The organism is Sphingomonas sp. JUb134, from assembly GCF_004341505.2.
Classification (GTDB): Bacteria; Pseudomonadota; Alphaproteobacteria; order Sphingomonadales; family Sphingomonadaceae; genus Sphingomonas.
Window position 1 is genome coordinate 1671359 of sequence record NZ_SLYP02000001.1, and the last position, 14555, is coordinate 1685913.

Below are 14555 nucleotides of genomic sequence, written 5' to 3' on the forward strand. Positions count from 1 at the left end.
GATGGATTGCGCGACTGCGGCGCAACGCCTGGGGAGGGCGATCGGACCTCCCCAGGGCCCAGCTTGTCCACCCTGTCGGGATGAGTCGTGGTCAGCGCGCGGTGGAGAGCACCCCCGCCAACAGTCGGAAGTCGCGCTCGCGCGGGGAGGCGCGGCGCCACACCAGCGCGATCTCGCGCGATGCCTTGGGTGCGTCGATCTTGCGGGCGACCACCTGCGTATGATCGAGGATGCCGGCATCCACCGCCATCTCGGGCAGCATCGTGTGGCCGAGACCGTTGTCGACCATCTGGACGATGGTGTGGAGCGAGGTGCCCAGCATCGTCGCCCGTCCGCGCAACTCCGGATGCGGGCAGGCGCGTAGCGCATGGTCCTTCAGGCAGTGGCCGTCCTCCAGCAGCAGCAGGCGGGCGGCGTCGATGTCGTCCGCCACCATCGGCCCGGCCCCCGGACGCGCGTCGCCCTGCGGCACCGCCAGATAGAGCGGGTCGTCGAACAGCGGCGCCACCTCGACATCGCCACAGGCAAAGGGGAGGGCGAGCAGCACGCAGTCGGAGCGCCCGTGGTGCAGCGCTTCGCACGCCGCCTGGCTCGGCTCTTCGCGCAGGAACAGCTTTAGGTCGGGATAATCCTCACGCAGCCGCGGCAGGATGCGGGGTAGCAGGAACGGGGCGATGGTGGGGATCACGCTCATCCGCATCTCGCCCGACAGCGGCCGCCCGGCGGCGCGCGCCATGTCGGCGAGCTCCTCCGCCTCGCGGATCACCGTGCGCGCCTTGTCGACGATCGCCTCGCCCAGCGGCGTGAACCGCACGACCCGCCGCGTCCGCTCGACCAGCGTGACCCCGATCAGCGTTTCGAGTTCGCGAATGCCCGCCGACAGCGTCGATTGCGTCACGAACGACGCCTCCGCCGCGCGTCCGAAATGGCCCGCATCGCGCAGCGCGACGAGATACTGGAGCTGCTTCAGGGTAGGCAGATAGGTGGTGCTCATGGCACCGTCTTATCGGCGGTGTCGATCAAGTTCCAGCGATTGAGCGAGCGGAGCGCTGATGCGTCGAACAGGCGTGTCGCGCGTTCCATATCGCGGTTGCTGGAAATTCCGCAGCAGGAGTCCTAAATGGCCTCGAAACGGGGAAGGGACTAGCATGGTCGGCCGGCTCGGCGCGTATCTGGATTCGATCAAGGCCCGGGACCCGGCGCCGCGCTCGCGTGCCGAGATCCTGCTGTACCCGGGTGTCTGGGCGCTCGGCTTCCATCGCATCGCACACCGCCTGTTCCAGGCGCGGCTGTTCTTCCTCGCCCGCGCGGTGAACCACCTCGCGCGGTTCCTGACGGTGATCGACATCCATCCGGGCGCGAAGATCGGCCGCAATTTCTTCATCGATCATGGTTTCACGGTGATCGGGGAGACGGCGGAGATCGGCGACAACGTCACCATATACCAGAATGTAACGCTCGGCGGGACCAGTCCGGACAACGGCATCGCCGGCAAGCGGCACCCGACCATCGGCGATGGCGTGATCATCGGCTCTGGTGCGCAGGTGCTGGGGCCGATCCAGGTCGGCGCGCGCGCGCGCGTTGGCGCCAACGCCGTCGTCACGCGCGACGTGCCGGAGGGGGCGGTGATGGTCGGCATCCCGGCGCGGCCGACATTGGTCGATTCCACCGCCTATCAGCGCGACTTCGTACCCTACGGCACACCGTGCCGAGAGATGCAGGACCCGCAGGCGCAGAAGATCGAGACCCTGCGCTGCGAACTGGAAGCCTTGCGCCGCCGCCTGGATGCGGCGGTGGCCGAGGCCGAAGAGCATCGCAACCGCGCCTGATGGGAGTCGTCACCCCCTTTCCGGCAAGCGCGGGACGTCCGAGCCAGACGGGGTTCGAACGTGCCGAACTGGCGCGTATCCTCGACCTCTACGGCCGAATGGTCGCAGCCGGGCACTGGCGCGACTATGCGATCGATCTGGGGCGCGATGCGGCCGTGTTCTCCGCCTTCCGGCGATCTGCCGAGCGGCCGGAGTTCCGCATCGAGAAGCGCCCGGCGCTCCGCAACCGGCAGGGCATGTGGGCGCTGGTCAACGAAGTCGGCGCGGTGCTGAAGCGCGGGCACGAGCTTGGGCCCGTGCTGGCGCCGGTGGAACGCCGCCTGATGAAGCTGGTCGAGGACTGACACCGCACCCGACGCGCCGTGTTCGCGTCCGGCACCCCTGAATGCACCAACGCGCGCCCTCCGCTCGGGAGGACGCGCGCTGCTGACGTCGTTGGACGCTTAAAGGCTTACTTGCCGCCCGGATTGCGGCAGCTGTCCTTCACGGTGCGCGAGCACACCGGATAGTTCTGCTGTGCGGCCGGCGCCGGGGTGGTCGACGGCGGTGCAAAGGTCACCGGACCGGTCGTGGACGGCGTCATCGTCGACGAGGGCACGCCGGAGGTCGTGTCGGTGCCGGTGGTGGTGGTCGTATCGGTGCCGGTCGTCGTGGTCGTGTCCGACGTCGTGCCGGTCATGTCACCAGTGGTGGTCTGTCCGGTGGTGCCCGGGGTCGTCTGGGCAACCGCGGCGCCGCTGAGCGTGAGGGCGGCGGCAAGAGCAAGGAGTTTCATTGTATCTTCTCCTGGAACTGGTTCTGGCCGACCCTCAACGCGCGATTTTCGGAATCTTTCCGTAACGATTCTCAGTTTCCCGCATCCAGCGCATAGCCTGCCGACCGGACGGTGCGGATGATGTCCGGCATTCCCTCGCCATTGATCGCCTTGCGCAGCCGCCGGATATGGACGTCCACCGTGCGCGTCTCGATCTCCGTATCCCGTCCCCACACCGCGTCCAGCAGCCGCTCGCGCGAGAACACCCAGCCGGGATGCTGCAGGAAGTGCTTGAGAAGGCGGAATTCGGTCGGGCCCAGCGGGACGAGTTCGCCCGCGCGGCGCACCTTGTGCCCCACCGTGTCCATCTCGATGTCGGCATAGCTCAGCGTCTCGCCGGCAAGGGCGGGGCGCACGCGACGGAGCACGGCCTTCACGCGCGCGACCAGCTCGCGGGGCGAGAAGGGCTTGGTGACATAGTCGTCCGCACCCGTCTCCAGGCCGCGCACCCGGTCCTCTTCCTCGCCCCGTGCGGTCAGCATGATGATGGGCACGTTCGCCGTCTCGGGCGTGCGGCGCAGGCGCCGGCACACTTCGATTCCCGACAATCCCTCCACCATCCAGTCGAGCAGCACCAGGTCCGGCGTGCCCTCGCGCGCCAGCAGCAGGGCCTCTTCGCCGTCCGGCGTGTGGCGGACGTCGAAGTCCTCGCGGCGGAAATGATAGGCGAGCAACTCCGCCAGTGCCGCGTCATCCTCGACGAGCAACATGCTTGGCTTGGCCATGGCGGTCCCTCAGCGGTTCGATGTGTCGGCGGTCTCGCGGTCGGCGAGGTACCGGCCGGTTGCCGCGAAATAGACCATCTCGGCGACGTTGGTGGCGTGGTCGCCGATGCGCTCCAGGTTCTTGGCTACGAACAGCAGGTGGGCGACCTGGCCTACGGTCCGCGGGTTCTCCACCATGAAGGTCACCAGCGTGCGGAAGATGCTGTCGTAGAAATCGTCCAGCGCCCGGTCGCGCTCGCACACCGCAACGGCAGCCTCCGCATCTCGTGCAGAGAAGGCATCGAGGACGTCATGGACCATGTCGCTCGCCATCTGCGCCATGGCCGGCAGCAGCGAGACCGCCTCGATGCGGTCGTCGCCCTGGTGGATCATCGGCACGCGCTTGGCGATGTTCTTGGCATAGTCGCCGATGCGCTCGACCACCGCCGCGATCTTGAGCGCCGCGACCACCTCGCGCAGGTCGTCCGCCATCGGCGCGCGCAGCGCGATCACCCGCACCACCAACCGCTCGACCTCTGCCTGGATGGCGTCGATCTTCGCGTCGGCGCTGCGGACTTCCTTCGCCAGCGTCGGATCGTTGCGCTGGAGCGCGAGCATCGCGTCCGAGATGCCCTGCTCGGCAAGGCCGCCCATCTGCGAGATCAGCGCGCGCAGGTGCCCGATCTCCTCGTCGAACGCCTTGACGGTGTGTTCGTGGCCCGTGGGCATGCTCGTCTCCTCAGCCATAGCGGCCGGTGATGTAATCCTTGGTCCGCTCCTGGCGGGGATTGGTAAAGATCTCGGACGTGACGCCATATTCCACCAGATTGCCCAGGTGGAAAAAGGCGGTGCGCTGCGACACGCGCGCCGCCTGCTGCATGTTGTGGGTGACGATCACGATCGCGTAGCGGCCGCGCAGCGCGTGGATCAGCTCCTCGATCTTGGCGGTGGCGATCGGGTCGAGCGCCGAGCAGGGCTCGTCCATCAGGATCACCTCCGGATCGACCGCGATCGCGCGGGCGATGCAGAGGCGCTGCTGCTGGCCACCCGACAGCGCCGTGCCGCTGTCCGAAAGCCGATCCTTGACCTCGTCCCACAGGCCCGCGCGCCGTAGCGAGCGCTCGACGATCGCCTCCAGGTCCGCGCGGCTCGGGGCAAGCCCGTGGATGCGGGGGCCATAGGCCACGTTCTCGAAGATCGACTTGGGGAAGGGGTTCGGCTTCTGGAACACCATGCCGACGCGGGCGCGCAGCTGCACCACGTCCATCGACTTGTCGTAGATGTCCTCGCCGTCCAGGCGGATGTCGCCGGTCACGCGCGCGTTGCCGACGGTGTCGTTCATCCGGTTGAGCGTGCGCAGGAACGTCGACTTGCCGCAGCCAGAGGGGCCGATGAACGCGGTCACCCGGTCCATGTCGACTTCGATCGACACGTCCTTGATCGCCTGCTTGTCGCCGTAGAAGACGTTGACGTCGCGCGCCGACATCTTCGGCGCTGCGGTGTCGGATGTGGGGCTATGGTTCACCAGCGGGTCTCGAAACGGTTGCGGAGGTAGATGGCAAAGGCGTTCATCGCGAGGAGGAACGCCAGCAGCACCAGGATTGCTGCCGACGTCTTCTCGATGAAGCCGCGGCTGACCTGGTCGGACCAGAGGAAGATCTGCACCGGCAGCACCGTCGCCGGCGCGCTCAGGCCGTCCGGCGCCTGGACGATGAAGGCGCGCATGCCGATCATCAGCAGCGGCGCGGTCTCCCCGAGCGCGCGCGCCATGCCGATGATGGTGCCGGTCAGGATGCCCGGCAGCGCCAGCGGCAGGACGTGATGGAACACCACCTGCACCGGGCTTGCCCCGACACCCAGCGCCGCGTCGCGGATCGAAGGCGGCACCGCCTTGATGGCGTTGCGCCCGGCGATCACGATGACCGGCATGATCATCAGCGCGAGCGTCAGGCCGCCGACGATCGGCGCCGAACGCGGGAGGTTGAAGGTGCCGAGGAAGAGCGCCAGGCCCAGCAGGCCGAAGATGATCGAGGGCACCGCCGCCAGATTGTTGATCGACACCTCGATCAGGTCGGTCCAGCGGTTCTTGGGCGCATATTCCTCCAGGTAGAGCGCGGAGAGCACGCCTACCGGGAAGGCGATCAGCAGCGTGATCGCCATGGTGAGCAGTGAGCCCTTGAGCGCGCCCCAGATGCCGACTGCGGTGGGATCGGTGGAGTCGGCGCCCGTCAGAAAGCCCCAGTTGAAGCCGCTGCGAATCGCGCCGGCTGCCTTCAGGCGCTGGACCATCTGCTCGGCGGCAGGCTCGCCGGTCGCCTTATACGCTTCCTCGATCCCCGGGGCCGCAGGCACGTAGAGCGCCGCGCGGCGCGTCAGCAGGGTCGGGTCCGCCTTGATCGCATCCCGCACCGTCAGCCAGGCGCTTTCGGCGATGACCGGCTGGTCCTCGCCAAAGGCCTTCACCGCGGCGAGGCCGGTCACCCCTTCCAGCCCTGCGCCAGACAGCGCCAGGTCGGCGCCCGCGGTCGCGAGCTGGGCCGGAGCCACTTCCAGCTGCGCTGCCGGGAAGTCGATGGGCAGGGCGACCTGCACCCGCTGGAAGCCGCCGATGCCGGCCGTCAGCATCGACACCAGCAGGAAGGCGAGGAAGCCGGCGGACAGCAGCACCGCCAGCAGCCCCATCAGCCGGAAGCGACGCTCGGCAGCGTAGCGGCGACGGATGCGCCGCTGCATCGACTGCGTATTCCAGTCCGTCGGGCGGCGCTCGGCCGGCTCGTGGCCGGCGGCGGGGACGCCCGCGACGAGGGGGCTATTCATAGGCTTCCCGATAGCGCTTCACGACGCGCAGCGCGACGATGTTGAGGAGCAGGGTGACGACGAACAGCGTCAGGCCCAGGGCGAAGGCGGCGAGGGTCTTCGGGCTGTCGAACTCCGCCTCGCCGGTCAGCAGGTCGACGATCTGCTTGGTGACGGTGGTGGTGCTCTCGAACGGGTTGAGCGTGATGGTGGCGGCGCCGGAGGCGGCCATGACGACGATCATGGTCTCGCCGATCGCGCGGCTGACGGCGAGCAGCACGCCTGCGACCACGCCCGGCAGCGCCGCGGGGAGCAGCACGCGGCGGATCGTCTCGGACGTGGTGGCGCCCATCGCCAGGCTGCCGTCGCGCATCGAGCGGGGGACCGCCGCGATCGAGTCGTCGGCCATGGACGAGACGAACGGGATGATCATCACGCCCATCACCAGCCCTGCCGAAAGCGCGCTTTCGGAGCTGGCATAGGGCATGCCCAGCATCACCGCGAGATCGCGGATGGCGGGACCGACGGTGAGCGCTGCGAAATAGCCGTAGACCACGGTCGGGATGCCGGCGAGGATCTCCAGGATCGGCTTCATCCAGCGCCGGGTCGTCGGCCGGGCATATTGGGTGAGGTAGATCGCGCTCATCAGCCCGAACGGGATCGCGACCAGCATCGCGATCACCGCGCCGATGAAGAAGGTACCCCAGAACAGCGGCACGGCGCCCAGCGTCTCGCCGGGGTCGCTCGCCCGGATCACCTGCGGGCTCCAGCGGGTGCCGAACAGGAAGTCCGTGATCGGCACGATCGAGAAGAAGCGTCCGCTCTCGAACAGCAGAGACAGGAAGATGCCGAGTGTGGTCAGGATCGCGATCAGCGAGGCGCCGAGCAGCAGCAGCATGACCGCGCGCTCGACGCGGGTGCGTGCGCGGAATTCCGGGCGGATCCGCGTGAAGGCAAAGGCCGCACCGGCAAAGGCGAGCAGCAGCGCCACCGCCGTCCCGATCCAACGATAGCGCGCCTGCGCCGTCGCAAAGACCGGCGCCAGCGGCTCCGAGGCGGGGTTGAACGCGCCATAGGCGGTGCCGTTGGCAAGCGCGCGTGCCTCGGCCAGCACCGCCGCACGCTCGAAACCGTCGGTGGGAAGGGTGGCTGCGGCCGGGCTCGCCAGCACGGCCTCCTGCGCCAGCTGCGGGGCGACCGCGGACCAGACGGCCAGGAACAGCAGCGCGGGGATCGCCACCCACATCGCCATGTACCAGCCGTGCTGGCTGGGCAGCGAGTGGACGCGCCCGGCACCCAGCCGCGCGAAGCTGCCGGCGCGCGCGCGGGCGACGATCCAGCCGATCAGCGCCAGGCCGATCAGCAGGAAGAAAAGGGCAAAGCTGCTCATGGGCGGATCAATGCAACTTCGTGGGATCGAGGGGCGTGCTCTGCGCGACCGTCGCGCGGGAAGCGGACCGGACCGCGTCCGGAGCGGCGATCATGCCGCGCCGGGTGAGCGGACCGTCGGGGTTCCAGGAGTCGGCATAGCGCGTCAGGAAGTCGGCCATGCCGGGGACCGCGCGCAGGTGCGCCTTCTTCACATAGATGAACAAGGGGCGCGCGCCGGGATAGCTGCCGTCCGAGATCGTCTGGTAGGTCGGCGTGACGCCGTCGAGCGGCACCCCGTGCAGGCGGCTGCGGTTTTCCTCCAGATAGCTGAAGCCGAACACGCCGATCGCATTGGGGTTGGTGGAGAGGTTCTGCACGATCAGATTGTCGTTCTCACCCTTGTCGACGTAGGCAGCGTCGTCGCGAATGCGCGTGCAGACGTCTTCGTAGCGTTCCTTGTTGCTCTCCTTGAGCGCCTTCGCCTCGGGCAGGCCGGCCTCGCAGGCGGGGACCATCACCAGCTCGACCAGGGCGTCGCGCGTGCCGCTGGTGGAGGGCGGGCCGAACACCTGGATCGGCAGGTGCGGCAGCGACGGGTTCACGTCGCTCCAGAAGCGGGCCTTCTGCGGCTTGCCCAGCGGATTGGCGGCGAGGGCCAGATACACGTCGCGGTCGTTGAGCTGGAGCTTGGGGCCGTTGTTCGCCTCTGCTAGCACGACCCCGTCGACGCCGACCTGGACTTCCATCACCTCTTTCACGCCGTTGGCGATGCAGCCCTGCATCTCCGACTTCTTGATGCGGCGCGAGGCGTTGAGGATGTCGGGATGCTGCGGGCCGACGCCCGCGCAGAACAGTTTCACGCCGGCCCCGGTGCCCGTCGACTCGATCACCGGTGCGCGCAGTGCGGGATTGGCGTTGATCATCGCCTCGGCAACGGCAGTGGTGAACGGGAATACGGTCGAGGAGCCGACCACCCGTATCTGGTCGCGCGAAACGTTGCGATCGCACGCCGCGAGCGCGAGCAGCGCAGCGGTGGCAATCGCGATACGGCGGATCATCGTCGTCATCTCCACAGCGGGCGAGGGACTCGGCCGTCCGTTGCTGCCGCCCTTCCGTACGTTGGTTGCGCTTTTATGACACTGCGCCGTCATCCGCCCTCGGCAAAATCACGGTGACCGTCGTTCCGACGCCCACTGTGCTTTCGATGTCGAGCCGCCCACGATGTCGCTCGACGATGTGGCGCACGATCGAAAGGCCAAGGCCCGTGCCGCCGACGGAACGGCTTCGGCCCGCATCGACGCGATAGAAGCGTTCCGTCAGGCGGGGCAGGTGCTTGGCCGGGATGCCTTCGCCCTGATCCGTCACGCGAAGCCGGACCATGTCCTCCATCGGCTCCAGCTCCACACGCACCGGCGTACCCGGGCGCCCATATGCCATGGCATTGCCGACGAGGTTGTGGATCAGCTGCGACAGCTGCGCGCGGTCGCCCTTCACCGCCGGCACCTCCGCAACCTCCAACACCAGGTCGGCACCCCGGCCGCCGTGCAGGTCCACCAGCGCGCCGCGCACCTCTCGCACCAGCCCGTCGAGTGCGACCGTCGTGTCCGGCGCACGGAACTTGCCCGCCTCGATCCGCGACAGGGAGATTAGTTCGTCGATCAGTCGCTGCATGCGCCGGGTTTCGTCGAGCATGATGCCGAGGAAGCGGTTGCGCAATTGCGGGTCCTCGCCCGCTTCTTCACGCAGCGTCTCCGCAAAGCCGCGCAGCGAGGCGAGGGGGGTGCGCAGTTCGTGGCTGGCGTTCGCCACGAAATCGACGCGCATCCGCTCGGCGGCATAGAGCTGGGTCTCGTCGACGAGCTGCACCAGGCGCCGCTCGTCGCCCAGGGGGCGCACCCGCATCTCCCAGCGCTGCTCGCGCGTGCCGATGCCGACCAGATGGGTGGTGCTGCCGGCGTCTTCCGCCGGGTCCGCGATCAGCCGCTCGGCAGCAGCAGGGTGGCGGATCGCGATGCGGACGTCCTGGCCGACGATATGGGCGCCCAGCAGCGTGCGTGCCGCCTCGTTCGCACAGGCCACGCGCGTGCCCGCCGTCACCAGCACCGGGCCCGCCAGCGCGTCGATCAGCGCCTGGACGCTCGGTTGCTCGGGACGGGAGCGGGTGGGAGGCCGCGGCACGCTTTCCGGCGCCTCGCCCGATGCCGCGATCAGGACGGCGGCGAGCCCGGCGACGGCGGCCACCACGACGGCATTGATGTCGGCGCCCAGCAGGAAACCGGCCGCGGCACCGCCAATCGCGACCCCCGCGGCGACGAGCGTGCGAATCCCTGAACCGATGGCCATGGGCGCCCTATAGGCCAGCCGGAGGCCAGCGGAAACGTCCCGCGGCGATACGGTGCATCCCGAGGCGACCCCGTGCTTGGGGATTGCGCATTCGCGTCGCTTCCAACACACAGGCCCTCGTGAGCGACGAGCAGACACCCGAGGGCGAAGGCGCCCGCTCCGGCCTGGGCCGACGCACGCTGCTGCTGGGGGCGGCTGGCGCCTCTGCGGTGGTGTCGATCCGCCCGGCGCTGGCGAACACCGCCGCGTCGGTGTCGCTGTGCGAGATCCCGGTGCCCGATCCCGGCCGCGCGGGCAGCTATGTCGCGCCCAACGGCGACCTGGTGCCGCCGGGCACCCGCGGTGCCTATCCGGCCGCCCGCCGGCCGTTCAAGGCCGCGGACGTGAAGCGCGCGCTCAACAACGGCATCAACCTGCCGGGCACCACCAGCGACCAGTCGCGCGCCTACACCAACTACATCCGCCGCCTGCAGTCGGGGACGAGCGGGTTCACCTGCTTCGCTTCCCTGCAGATGCCGCGCGGCTGAACGGCCCCGCGGCGTCCACCCGCATGGCGGCGGAGGCAGGCGACGGCCCGGTGCGGTTCCGCGCGCCGCCGGCGGGCGTGCTGCGCATCGTGCCGCTCGACGAACTCACGGCGATCTATCATCGCGCTTCCGGCCAGACCCATCTGGTCGCGCCTCCCGTGCCGGAGATCCTGGCCGCCCTGGCCCAAGCACCCGCCTCGATCGAGGAGCTGCTCGCCCGGCTGGCGGCGCGCTACGACCTTGCCGATCCGGACGCGGAGGCTTTGGGCGCTCGCGTCGCCGAATTGGTCGGGCTCGGCCTGGTGCAGCGCGGGTGAGGCACGTCTTTCAGCTGCGGATCGGCCCGGTCGGCTTTCGGGTCGGTGCCGACTGGCGCGAACCCATCGAGACGCTGGCCGCGCTGTACGACGACTATCCCAAGCCGCACGACGGCATCCCCGATTTCTCCGTCCGCCTGTTCGCCGCGCGCCGCTGGCGGCGGTGGGTGCGGCCGTCGATCACGATCGGCGGTGACTATGTCCTGCCCGACGCCGCGCCCTTGCCGCTGCCGCTCGGGCTGCTCGCGGCCGAGATGGGAATGAACCTGCAGATGGCGCTCGGCCAGCGCCGCTACCTCCTACTCCATGCCGCGACGGTCGCGCGCGACGGTCGGGCGCTGCTGATGACGGGCGTCTCGGGCGCGGGCAAGTCGACGCTGGCTGCGCTGCTGATGGCGCGCGGCTGGCGGCTGATGGGTGACGAGTTCGCGCTGCTCGATCCCGCCACCGGTCTGGTGCACGGTTTCCCGAGGCTGGTGAGCCTCAAGAACCAGGCGATCGGTGTCGTCGAACAGGCGCTGCCGGCGGGCAGGTTCGGCCCGCTCCAGCCGGACACCCCCAAGGGCGACATCCGCCACCTGAAGCCGGATGCCGCATCGGTCGCGGCCATGGACGTTCCCGCGCAACCGGCGGCGATCCTCTTTCCAAGCTTCGGCCATGCGCCCGACGTGCGGCCGGTGCCGCCTGCCGAGACGTTCGTGCGGCTGACCCAGGCGTCGACCAACTATGTCGGGCTTGGCGAGCGGGGCTTCGACGCGCTTACCCATTTGGTCGCAACCGTGCCCGCGCAGGCCATCGACTATCCGGACACGCAGACGGCGGTCGAGATGGTCGAGCGGCTGTGGGAGCAGGCGGCGTGAGCGGCGCCTTGCTGGTCCGGGCGCTGCGCGATCCCACCACGACCCGCGAGCTGGACGCCGCCGGCTGGACCGGCCTCATCGCCGCGGCGCGCGCGGAACAGATCCTCGGCACGCTCGCCCACCGGCTGCATGGGCTCCCCATGCCCGCCACCGTCGAACGCATCCTGGCGGACGCCCGCGCCACAGCCGAGCAGGGCCGCACGCTCGCACTGTGGGAGGCGGAGATGGCGGCACAGGCGCTGCTGCCGCTCGGCATCCCCGTCGTGCTGTTGAAAGGGACCGCCTATGTCGCCGCCGGCCTTTCGGCGGGGCAGGGCAGGAGCATCGGCGACCTCGATATCCTGGTGCCCCGGGATAGGCTCGATGCGGTCGAGGCGGCGCTGCTGGCGGCCGGATGGGAATGGGTGAAGCCCGACGCCTACGACGACGCCTATTACCGGCGCTGGATGCACGAGCTGCCGCCGCTGATCCACCGCGAACGCGACCGGATGATCGACGTGCACCACACGATCCTCCCCCTGACGGCGCGCCCCAGCCCAAACGCAGACGCGTTGCTGGCAGACAGCGTGCCGCTCGCAAACGGCCTGTGCGTGCTGTCGGCTGAAGACATGGTCTGCCACGCCGTCGCGCACCTGTTCGCCGACGGCGATCTTGCCGGCGGGCTCCGGAACCTCTGGGATATTCACTGCCTGCTCGACGCCTTCGAAGCGCCCGAGGCGCTGGCGCGGCTGCGCGCACGCGCATCGCTGCACCAGATCGCGACGCATCTGGAACGGGCGTTGCGCTTGGGGCAAGCGCTGTACGGGGAAGGGGCGCGATTGAGCGCGACCGATCGCCTCTACGTTCGCCGCCTGCTCGCTCGCGACGGGTGGGGGCGACCGACCGCCAGGGCAACGCGGACCGCCTTCTACCTTCGGTCGCACCTGCTGCGCATGCCGCCGGGGATGCTCGCCCGCCACCTGTGGACCAAGTGGCGCAAGGGACATCGGGTCACGCCCTGACGATCACTCCGTGACGATCACCGGCTCATGCTTGATCGGGAACCGGACCGAACGCGCGAGGAAGCACAGGCGAGCGGCTTCCTCGTGCAGCGCGCGGGCATGCTGTACATTGTCGCCCGCGCCGATGGTGACTTCCGGCCGCAGCGTCACCTGCGCGAACTGGCCGGAGCCGTCGGCATTCTCCGCCATCACGCCGGTCGCCGCATCGCGATAGGCGAGCACGCGAATGCCCGCGCTTGCGCAGAGGTGGAGGTACCAGAGCTGGTGACACGCGGCGAGCGCACCGACCAGCATCTCCTCGGGATTCCAGCGACCCGGATCGCCGCGGAAATCCGGATCGGACGAACCCGCGATGTCGGGCTTGCCGGGCGTGGTCAGCAGGTGATCGCGGCTATAGCCGGCATAGCTCTCGGTGCCCGACCCGGTGTTGCCGGTCCATTCGACGGCCACGGCGTAGCGATGCTCCCGGCTGGCCACCTATGGCCTCAGTGGTAGCGGTCAGCGGTGCGGTCGCGCGAACTATTGGGAGCGATCTTCGCCTCCGCAGCCATATAGGCTTCCCAGTCGCGAATGTCGGGCAGGGAGGGGATGCACACCGGCTCTTCCATCTCCAGCGCGCGCAGCGACGCGACCACCAGGTCGTCCGCCTGCATCACGCGCTCCGGCGGGAAGTTCTCGATGGCATTGCCCGCCACCGCGTGAAAGTCGGTCGCGATCACGCCGGGGATCAGCAGCTGCACCCGGACGCCGCTGTCCGCCAAGTCCAGCTGCATGGTGCGGGTGAAATAGGCGACGAATGCCTTGGTCGCGCCATAGCCGGCGTTGCCGGCGAACTGCATGAACAGCGTGCCCGAGCCAACGTTGATGATGGTGCCGCGACCCTCGCTACGCATCCGCGCCGCCGCCGCGTTGGCGAGCCGCGCGAAGGCAAGCACGTTCACCCGGATCATCGACTCCAGGGCGGCAGCATCGAGGCCGCCGACCGCGCCCCGCGCGGCGAAGCCGGCGTTGTTGACGAACAGGTCGATCGGATCGCCTTCCGCCAGCCGTGCTTCGACCGCGGTGACGCCTTCCGGCGTCTCCAGGTCGGCAGGCAGCACCTCGACCACGATGTCGTGCGCCTCGCAGAGTTCCTCCGCGAGCGCCTCCAGCCGATCGGCGCGACGGGCGACCAGCACCAGGTCGTGGCCGGTGCGGGCGAGGTGGGTGGCGAAGCTCTTGCCGATGCCGGCGGAGGCGCCGGTGACCAGGGCGGCGGGGCGGGTGGAATTGCTCATGGGCGGCTCAACGCGCGACCGTGCCCAGCCGCTCCAGCACCGGCAGCAATTCGTCGTACCCGTCGATCACCGCGTCTGCCTCCAGCTCCTCGACCGGCTGCATCAGGAAGCCGAAGCTGCATGCGACGGAGGGGATGCCCGCGTTGCGCGCGGCGCCCGTGTCGTAGATCGAATCCCCAACGAACGCTGCGCGCCCGCCGCCGCAGCGCCGGATCATCTCGTCGATCGGCGCGCGGTGCGGTTTGCCGAAGCCCTTGCCCATGGTGTCGCCCCCGACCAGGCAGGCGAAACGATCGCGAATGCCGAGCTTGCGCAGCAGTTGCTCCGCCAGCGCCTCCAGCTTGTTGGTGACGACCGCCACCTTGACGCCGCGCGCCTCCAGCGCGTCGATCGCATCCATTGCGCCCGGAAAAGGCGCGCTCTCTACCGCGATATGGCTCTCATAATGGTCGAGCAGCAGGCGGTAGAGCCGGTCGAGTTCCATTTCGGAACAGCCGCCGGTGCTCGCCATCCCCTGCATCAACATGTGCCGTGCACCGCCCCCGATCATGGTGCGCACCGCATCCCGCGCAAGCGGGGGGCGGCCGGCATCGGCAAGCGCATGGTTGAGCGCATTGGCAAGATCGCCGCTGGTATCCACCAGCGTTCCGTCCAGGTCGAAGCCGACGATGTCGAAAGGGAAATCCGTCATGACGGGGCTCATGCGGGCAAGGCAC

General features: G+C 69.1%; 18 protein-coding genes. 6 read left to right on the plus strand and 12 right to left on the minus strand.

Going from position 1 to position 14555, the window contains the following annotated elements:
* Positions 1 to 91: 91 nt before the first annotated feature.
* Entirely contained in the window at positions 92 to 994 is a 903-nt protein-coding gene (locus EDF69_RS08005) for a hydrogen peroxide-inducible genes activator (RefSeq protein ID WP_132882726.1), read from the minus strand.
* A 154-nt stretch (positions 995 to 1148) separates the two neighbouring features.
* Between EDF69_RS08005 and epsC the strand changes: the two genes are divergently transcribed.
* Positions 1149 to 1829, plus strand: coding sequence for a serine O-acetyltransferase EpsC (gene epsC / locus EDF69_RS08010; protein ID WP_125960587.1), 681 nt, complete (start codon positions 1149 to 1151; stop codon positions 1827 to 1829).
* On the plus strand, positions 1829 to 2173 hold the full coding sequence (locus tag EDF69_RS08015; protein ID WP_132882727.1) for a DUF2794 domain-containing protein: 345 nt from the start codon (positions 1829 to 1831) through the stop codon (positions 2171 to 2173). The genes epsC and EDF69_RS08015 overlap by 1 nt, the downstream gene beginning before the upstream one ends.
* A gap of 107 nt (positions 2174 to 2280) precedes the next feature.
* Here EDF69_RS08015 and EDF69_RS08020 read toward each other — a convergent pair whose 3' ends face one another.
* The 8 genes from EDF69_RS08020 to EDF69_RS08055 form a co-directional block, all read right to left on the minus strand.
* A complete protein-coding gene (locus EDF69_RS08020) occupies positions 2281 to 2604 on the minus strand; it encodes a hypothetical protein (protein ID WP_132882728.1) in 324 nt (107 codons plus the stop codon).
* Between the two features lie 71 nt (positions 2605 to 2675).
* A complete protein-coding gene (gene phoB / locus EDF69_RS08025) occupies positions 2676 to 3368 on the minus strand; it encodes a phosphate regulon transcriptional regulator PhoB (RefSeq protein ID WP_125960584.1) in 693 nt (230 codons plus the stop codon).
* A gap of 9 nt (positions 3369 to 3377) precedes the next feature.
* On the minus strand, positions 3378 to 4076 hold the full coding sequence (phoU, locus tag EDF69_RS08030; RefSeq protein WP_125960583.1) for a phosphate signaling complex protein PhoU: 699 nt from the start codon (positions 4074 to 4076) through the stop codon (positions 3378 to 3380).
* 10 nt (positions 4077 to 4086) lie between these two features.
* Positions 4087 to 4833, minus strand: a complete 747-nt coding sequence (pstB, locus tag EDF69_RS08035; RefSeq protein WP_239435476.1) for a phosphate ABC transporter ATP-binding protein PstB — start codon at positions 4831 to 4833, stop codon at positions 4087 to 4089.
* A gap of 35 nt (positions 4834 to 4868) precedes the next feature.
* Positions 4869 to 6164: a phosphate ABC transporter permease PstA gene (gene pstA / locus EDF69_RS08040; protein WP_425336606.1), complete on the minus strand. Its 1296-nt coding sequence runs from the start codon at positions 6162 to 6164 to the stop codon at positions 4869 to 4871.
* Positions 6157 to 7533: a phosphate ABC transporter permease subunit PstC gene (gene pstC, locus EDF69_RS08045; RefSeq protein WP_125960581.1), complete on the minus strand. Its 1377-nt coding sequence runs from the start codon at positions 7531 to 7533 to the stop codon at positions 6157 to 6159. Before pstC ends, pstA begins: the two co-directional genes overlap by 8 nt.
* Positions 7534 to 7540: 7 nt before the next feature.
* Positions 7541 to 8572, minus strand: a complete 1032-nt coding sequence (locus tag EDF69_RS08050; protein ID WP_132882730.1) for a substrate-binding domain-containing protein — start codon at positions 8570 to 8572, stop codon at positions 7541 to 7543.
* A gap of 73 nt (positions 8573 to 8645) precedes the next feature.
* Entirely contained in the window at positions 8646 to 9857 is a 1212-nt protein-coding gene (locus EDF69_RS08055; RefSeq protein WP_132882731.1) for an ATP-binding protein, read from the minus strand.
* 119 nt (positions 9858 to 9976) lie between these two features.
* Here EDF69_RS08055 and EDF69_RS08060 point away from each other — a divergent pair, with 119 nt between their 5' ends.
* From EDF69_RS08060 to EDF69_RS08075, 4 genes are read left to right on the plus strand one after another with little or no spacing between them, the layout of a single operon-like run.
* Positions 9977 to 10384: a hypothetical protein gene (locus EDF69_RS08060; protein WP_239435460.1), complete on the plus strand. Its 408-nt coding sequence runs from the start codon at positions 9977 to 9979 to the stop codon at positions 10382 to 10384.
* Positions 10385 to 10407: 23 nt separating this feature from the next.
* A complete protein-coding gene (locus EDF69_RS08065) occupies positions 10408 to 10701 on the plus strand; it encodes an HPr-rel-A system PqqD family peptide chaperone (protein WP_132882732.1) in 294 nt (97 codons plus the stop codon).
* Positions 10698 to 11561 carry an HprK-related kinase A gene (locus tag EDF69_RS08070; protein WP_132882733.1) on the plus strand — a complete coding sequence of 288 codons (864 nt, stop codon included), beginning with the start codon at positions 10698 to 10700 and terminating at the stop codon, positions 11559 to 11561. The genes EDF69_RS08065 and EDF69_RS08070 overlap by 4 nt, the downstream gene beginning before the upstream one ends.
* Positions 11558 to 12562: a nucleotidyltransferase family protein gene (locus tag EDF69_RS08075; protein ID WP_132882734.1), complete on the plus strand. Its 1005-nt coding sequence runs from the start codon at positions 11558 to 11560 to the stop codon at positions 12560 to 12562. Before EDF69_RS08070 ends, EDF69_RS08075 begins: the two co-directional genes overlap by 4 nt.
* 3 nt (positions 12563 to 12565) lie before the next feature.
* Here the strand turns inward: EDF69_RS08075 and EDF69_RS08080 are convergent, their stop codons facing one another.
* Genes EDF69_RS08080 through EDF69_RS08090 form a run of 3 tightly spaced genes read right to left on the minus strand, consistent with a single transcriptional unit; the run spans position 12566 to position 14530 of the window.
* On the minus strand, positions 12566 to 13039 hold the full coding sequence (locus EDF69_RS08080) for an OsmC family protein (RefSeq protein WP_132882735.1): 474 nt from the start codon (positions 13037 to 13039) through the stop codon (positions 12566 to 12568).
* A gap of 8 nt (positions 13040 to 13047) precedes the next feature.
* Positions 13048 to 13839: an SDR family NAD(P)-dependent oxidoreductase gene (locus EDF69_RS08085; protein ID WP_132882736.1), complete on the minus strand. Its 792-nt coding sequence runs from the start codon at positions 13837 to 13839 to the stop codon at positions 13048 to 13050.
* 7 nt (positions 13840 to 13846) lie between these two features.
* Positions 13847 to 14530 carry an HAD-IA family hydrolase gene (locus tag EDF69_RS08090; RefSeq protein ID WP_132882737.1) on the minus strand — a complete coding sequence of 228 codons (684 nt, stop codon included), beginning with the start codon at positions 14528 to 14530 and terminating at the stop codon, positions 13847 to 13849.
* Positions 14531 to 14555: the final 25 nt, after the last annotated feature.

Excerpts from the sequence above, each read along its gene's own strand:
- pstA (WP_425336606.1), bottom strand. The coding sequence starts at position 6,164 with ATGAATAGCCCCCTCGTCGCGGGCGTCCCCGCCGCCGGCCACGAGCCG.
- EDF69_RS08090 (WP_132882737.1), bottom strand. The coding sequence starts at position 14,530 with ATGACGGATTTCCCTTTCGACATCGTCGGCTTCGACCTGGACGGAACG.
- EDF69_RS08065 (WP_132882732.1), top strand. The coding sequence starts at position 10,408 with ATGGCGGCGGAGGCAGGCGACGGCCCGGTGCGGTTCCGCGCGCCGCCG.
- phoB (WP_125960584.1), bottom strand. The coding sequence starts at position 3,368 with ATGGCCAAGCCAAGCATGTTGCTCGTCGAGGATGACGCGGCACTGGCG.
- phoU (WP_125960583.1), bottom strand. The coding sequence starts at position 4,076 with ATGCCCACGGGCCACGAACACACCGTCAAGGCGTTCGACGAGGAGATC.
- EDF69_RS08085 (WP_132882736.1), bottom strand. The coding sequence starts at position 13,839 with ATGAGCAATTCCACCCGCCCCGCCGCCCTGGTCACCGGCGCCTCCGCC.
- EDF69_RS08055 (WP_132882731.1), bottom strand. The coding sequence starts at position 9,857 with ATGGCCATCGGTTCAGGGATTCGCACGCTCGTCGCCGCGGGGGTCGCG.
- epsC (WP_125960587.1), top strand. The coding sequence starts at position 1,149 with ATGGTCGGCCGGCTCGGCGCGTATCTGGATTCGATCAAGGCCCGGGAC.
- EDF69_RS08050 (WP_132882730.1), bottom strand. The coding sequence starts at position 8,572 with ATGATCCGCCGTATCGCGATTGCCACCGCTGCGCTGCTCGCGCTCGCG.
- EDF69_RS08015 (WP_132882727.1), top strand. The coding sequence starts at position 1,829 with ATGGGAGTCGTCACCCCCTTTCCGGCAAGCGCGGGACGTCCGAGCCAG.
- pstC (WP_125960581.1), bottom strand. The coding sequence starts at position 7,533 with ATGAGCAGCTTTGCCCTTTTCTTCCTGCTGATCGGCCTGGCGCTGATC.
- pstB (WP_239435476.1), bottom strand. The coding sequence starts at position 4,833 with ATGTCGGCGCGCGACGTCAACGTCTTCTACGGCGACAAGCAGGCGATC.
- EDF69_RS08005 (WP_132882726.1), bottom strand. The coding sequence starts at position 994 with ATGAGCACCACCTATCTGCCTACCCTGAAGCAGCTCCAGTATCTCGTC.
- EDF69_RS08020 (WP_132882728.1), bottom strand. The coding sequence starts at position 2,604 with ATGAAACTCCTTGCTCTTGCCGCCGCCCTCACGCTCAGCGGCGCCGCG.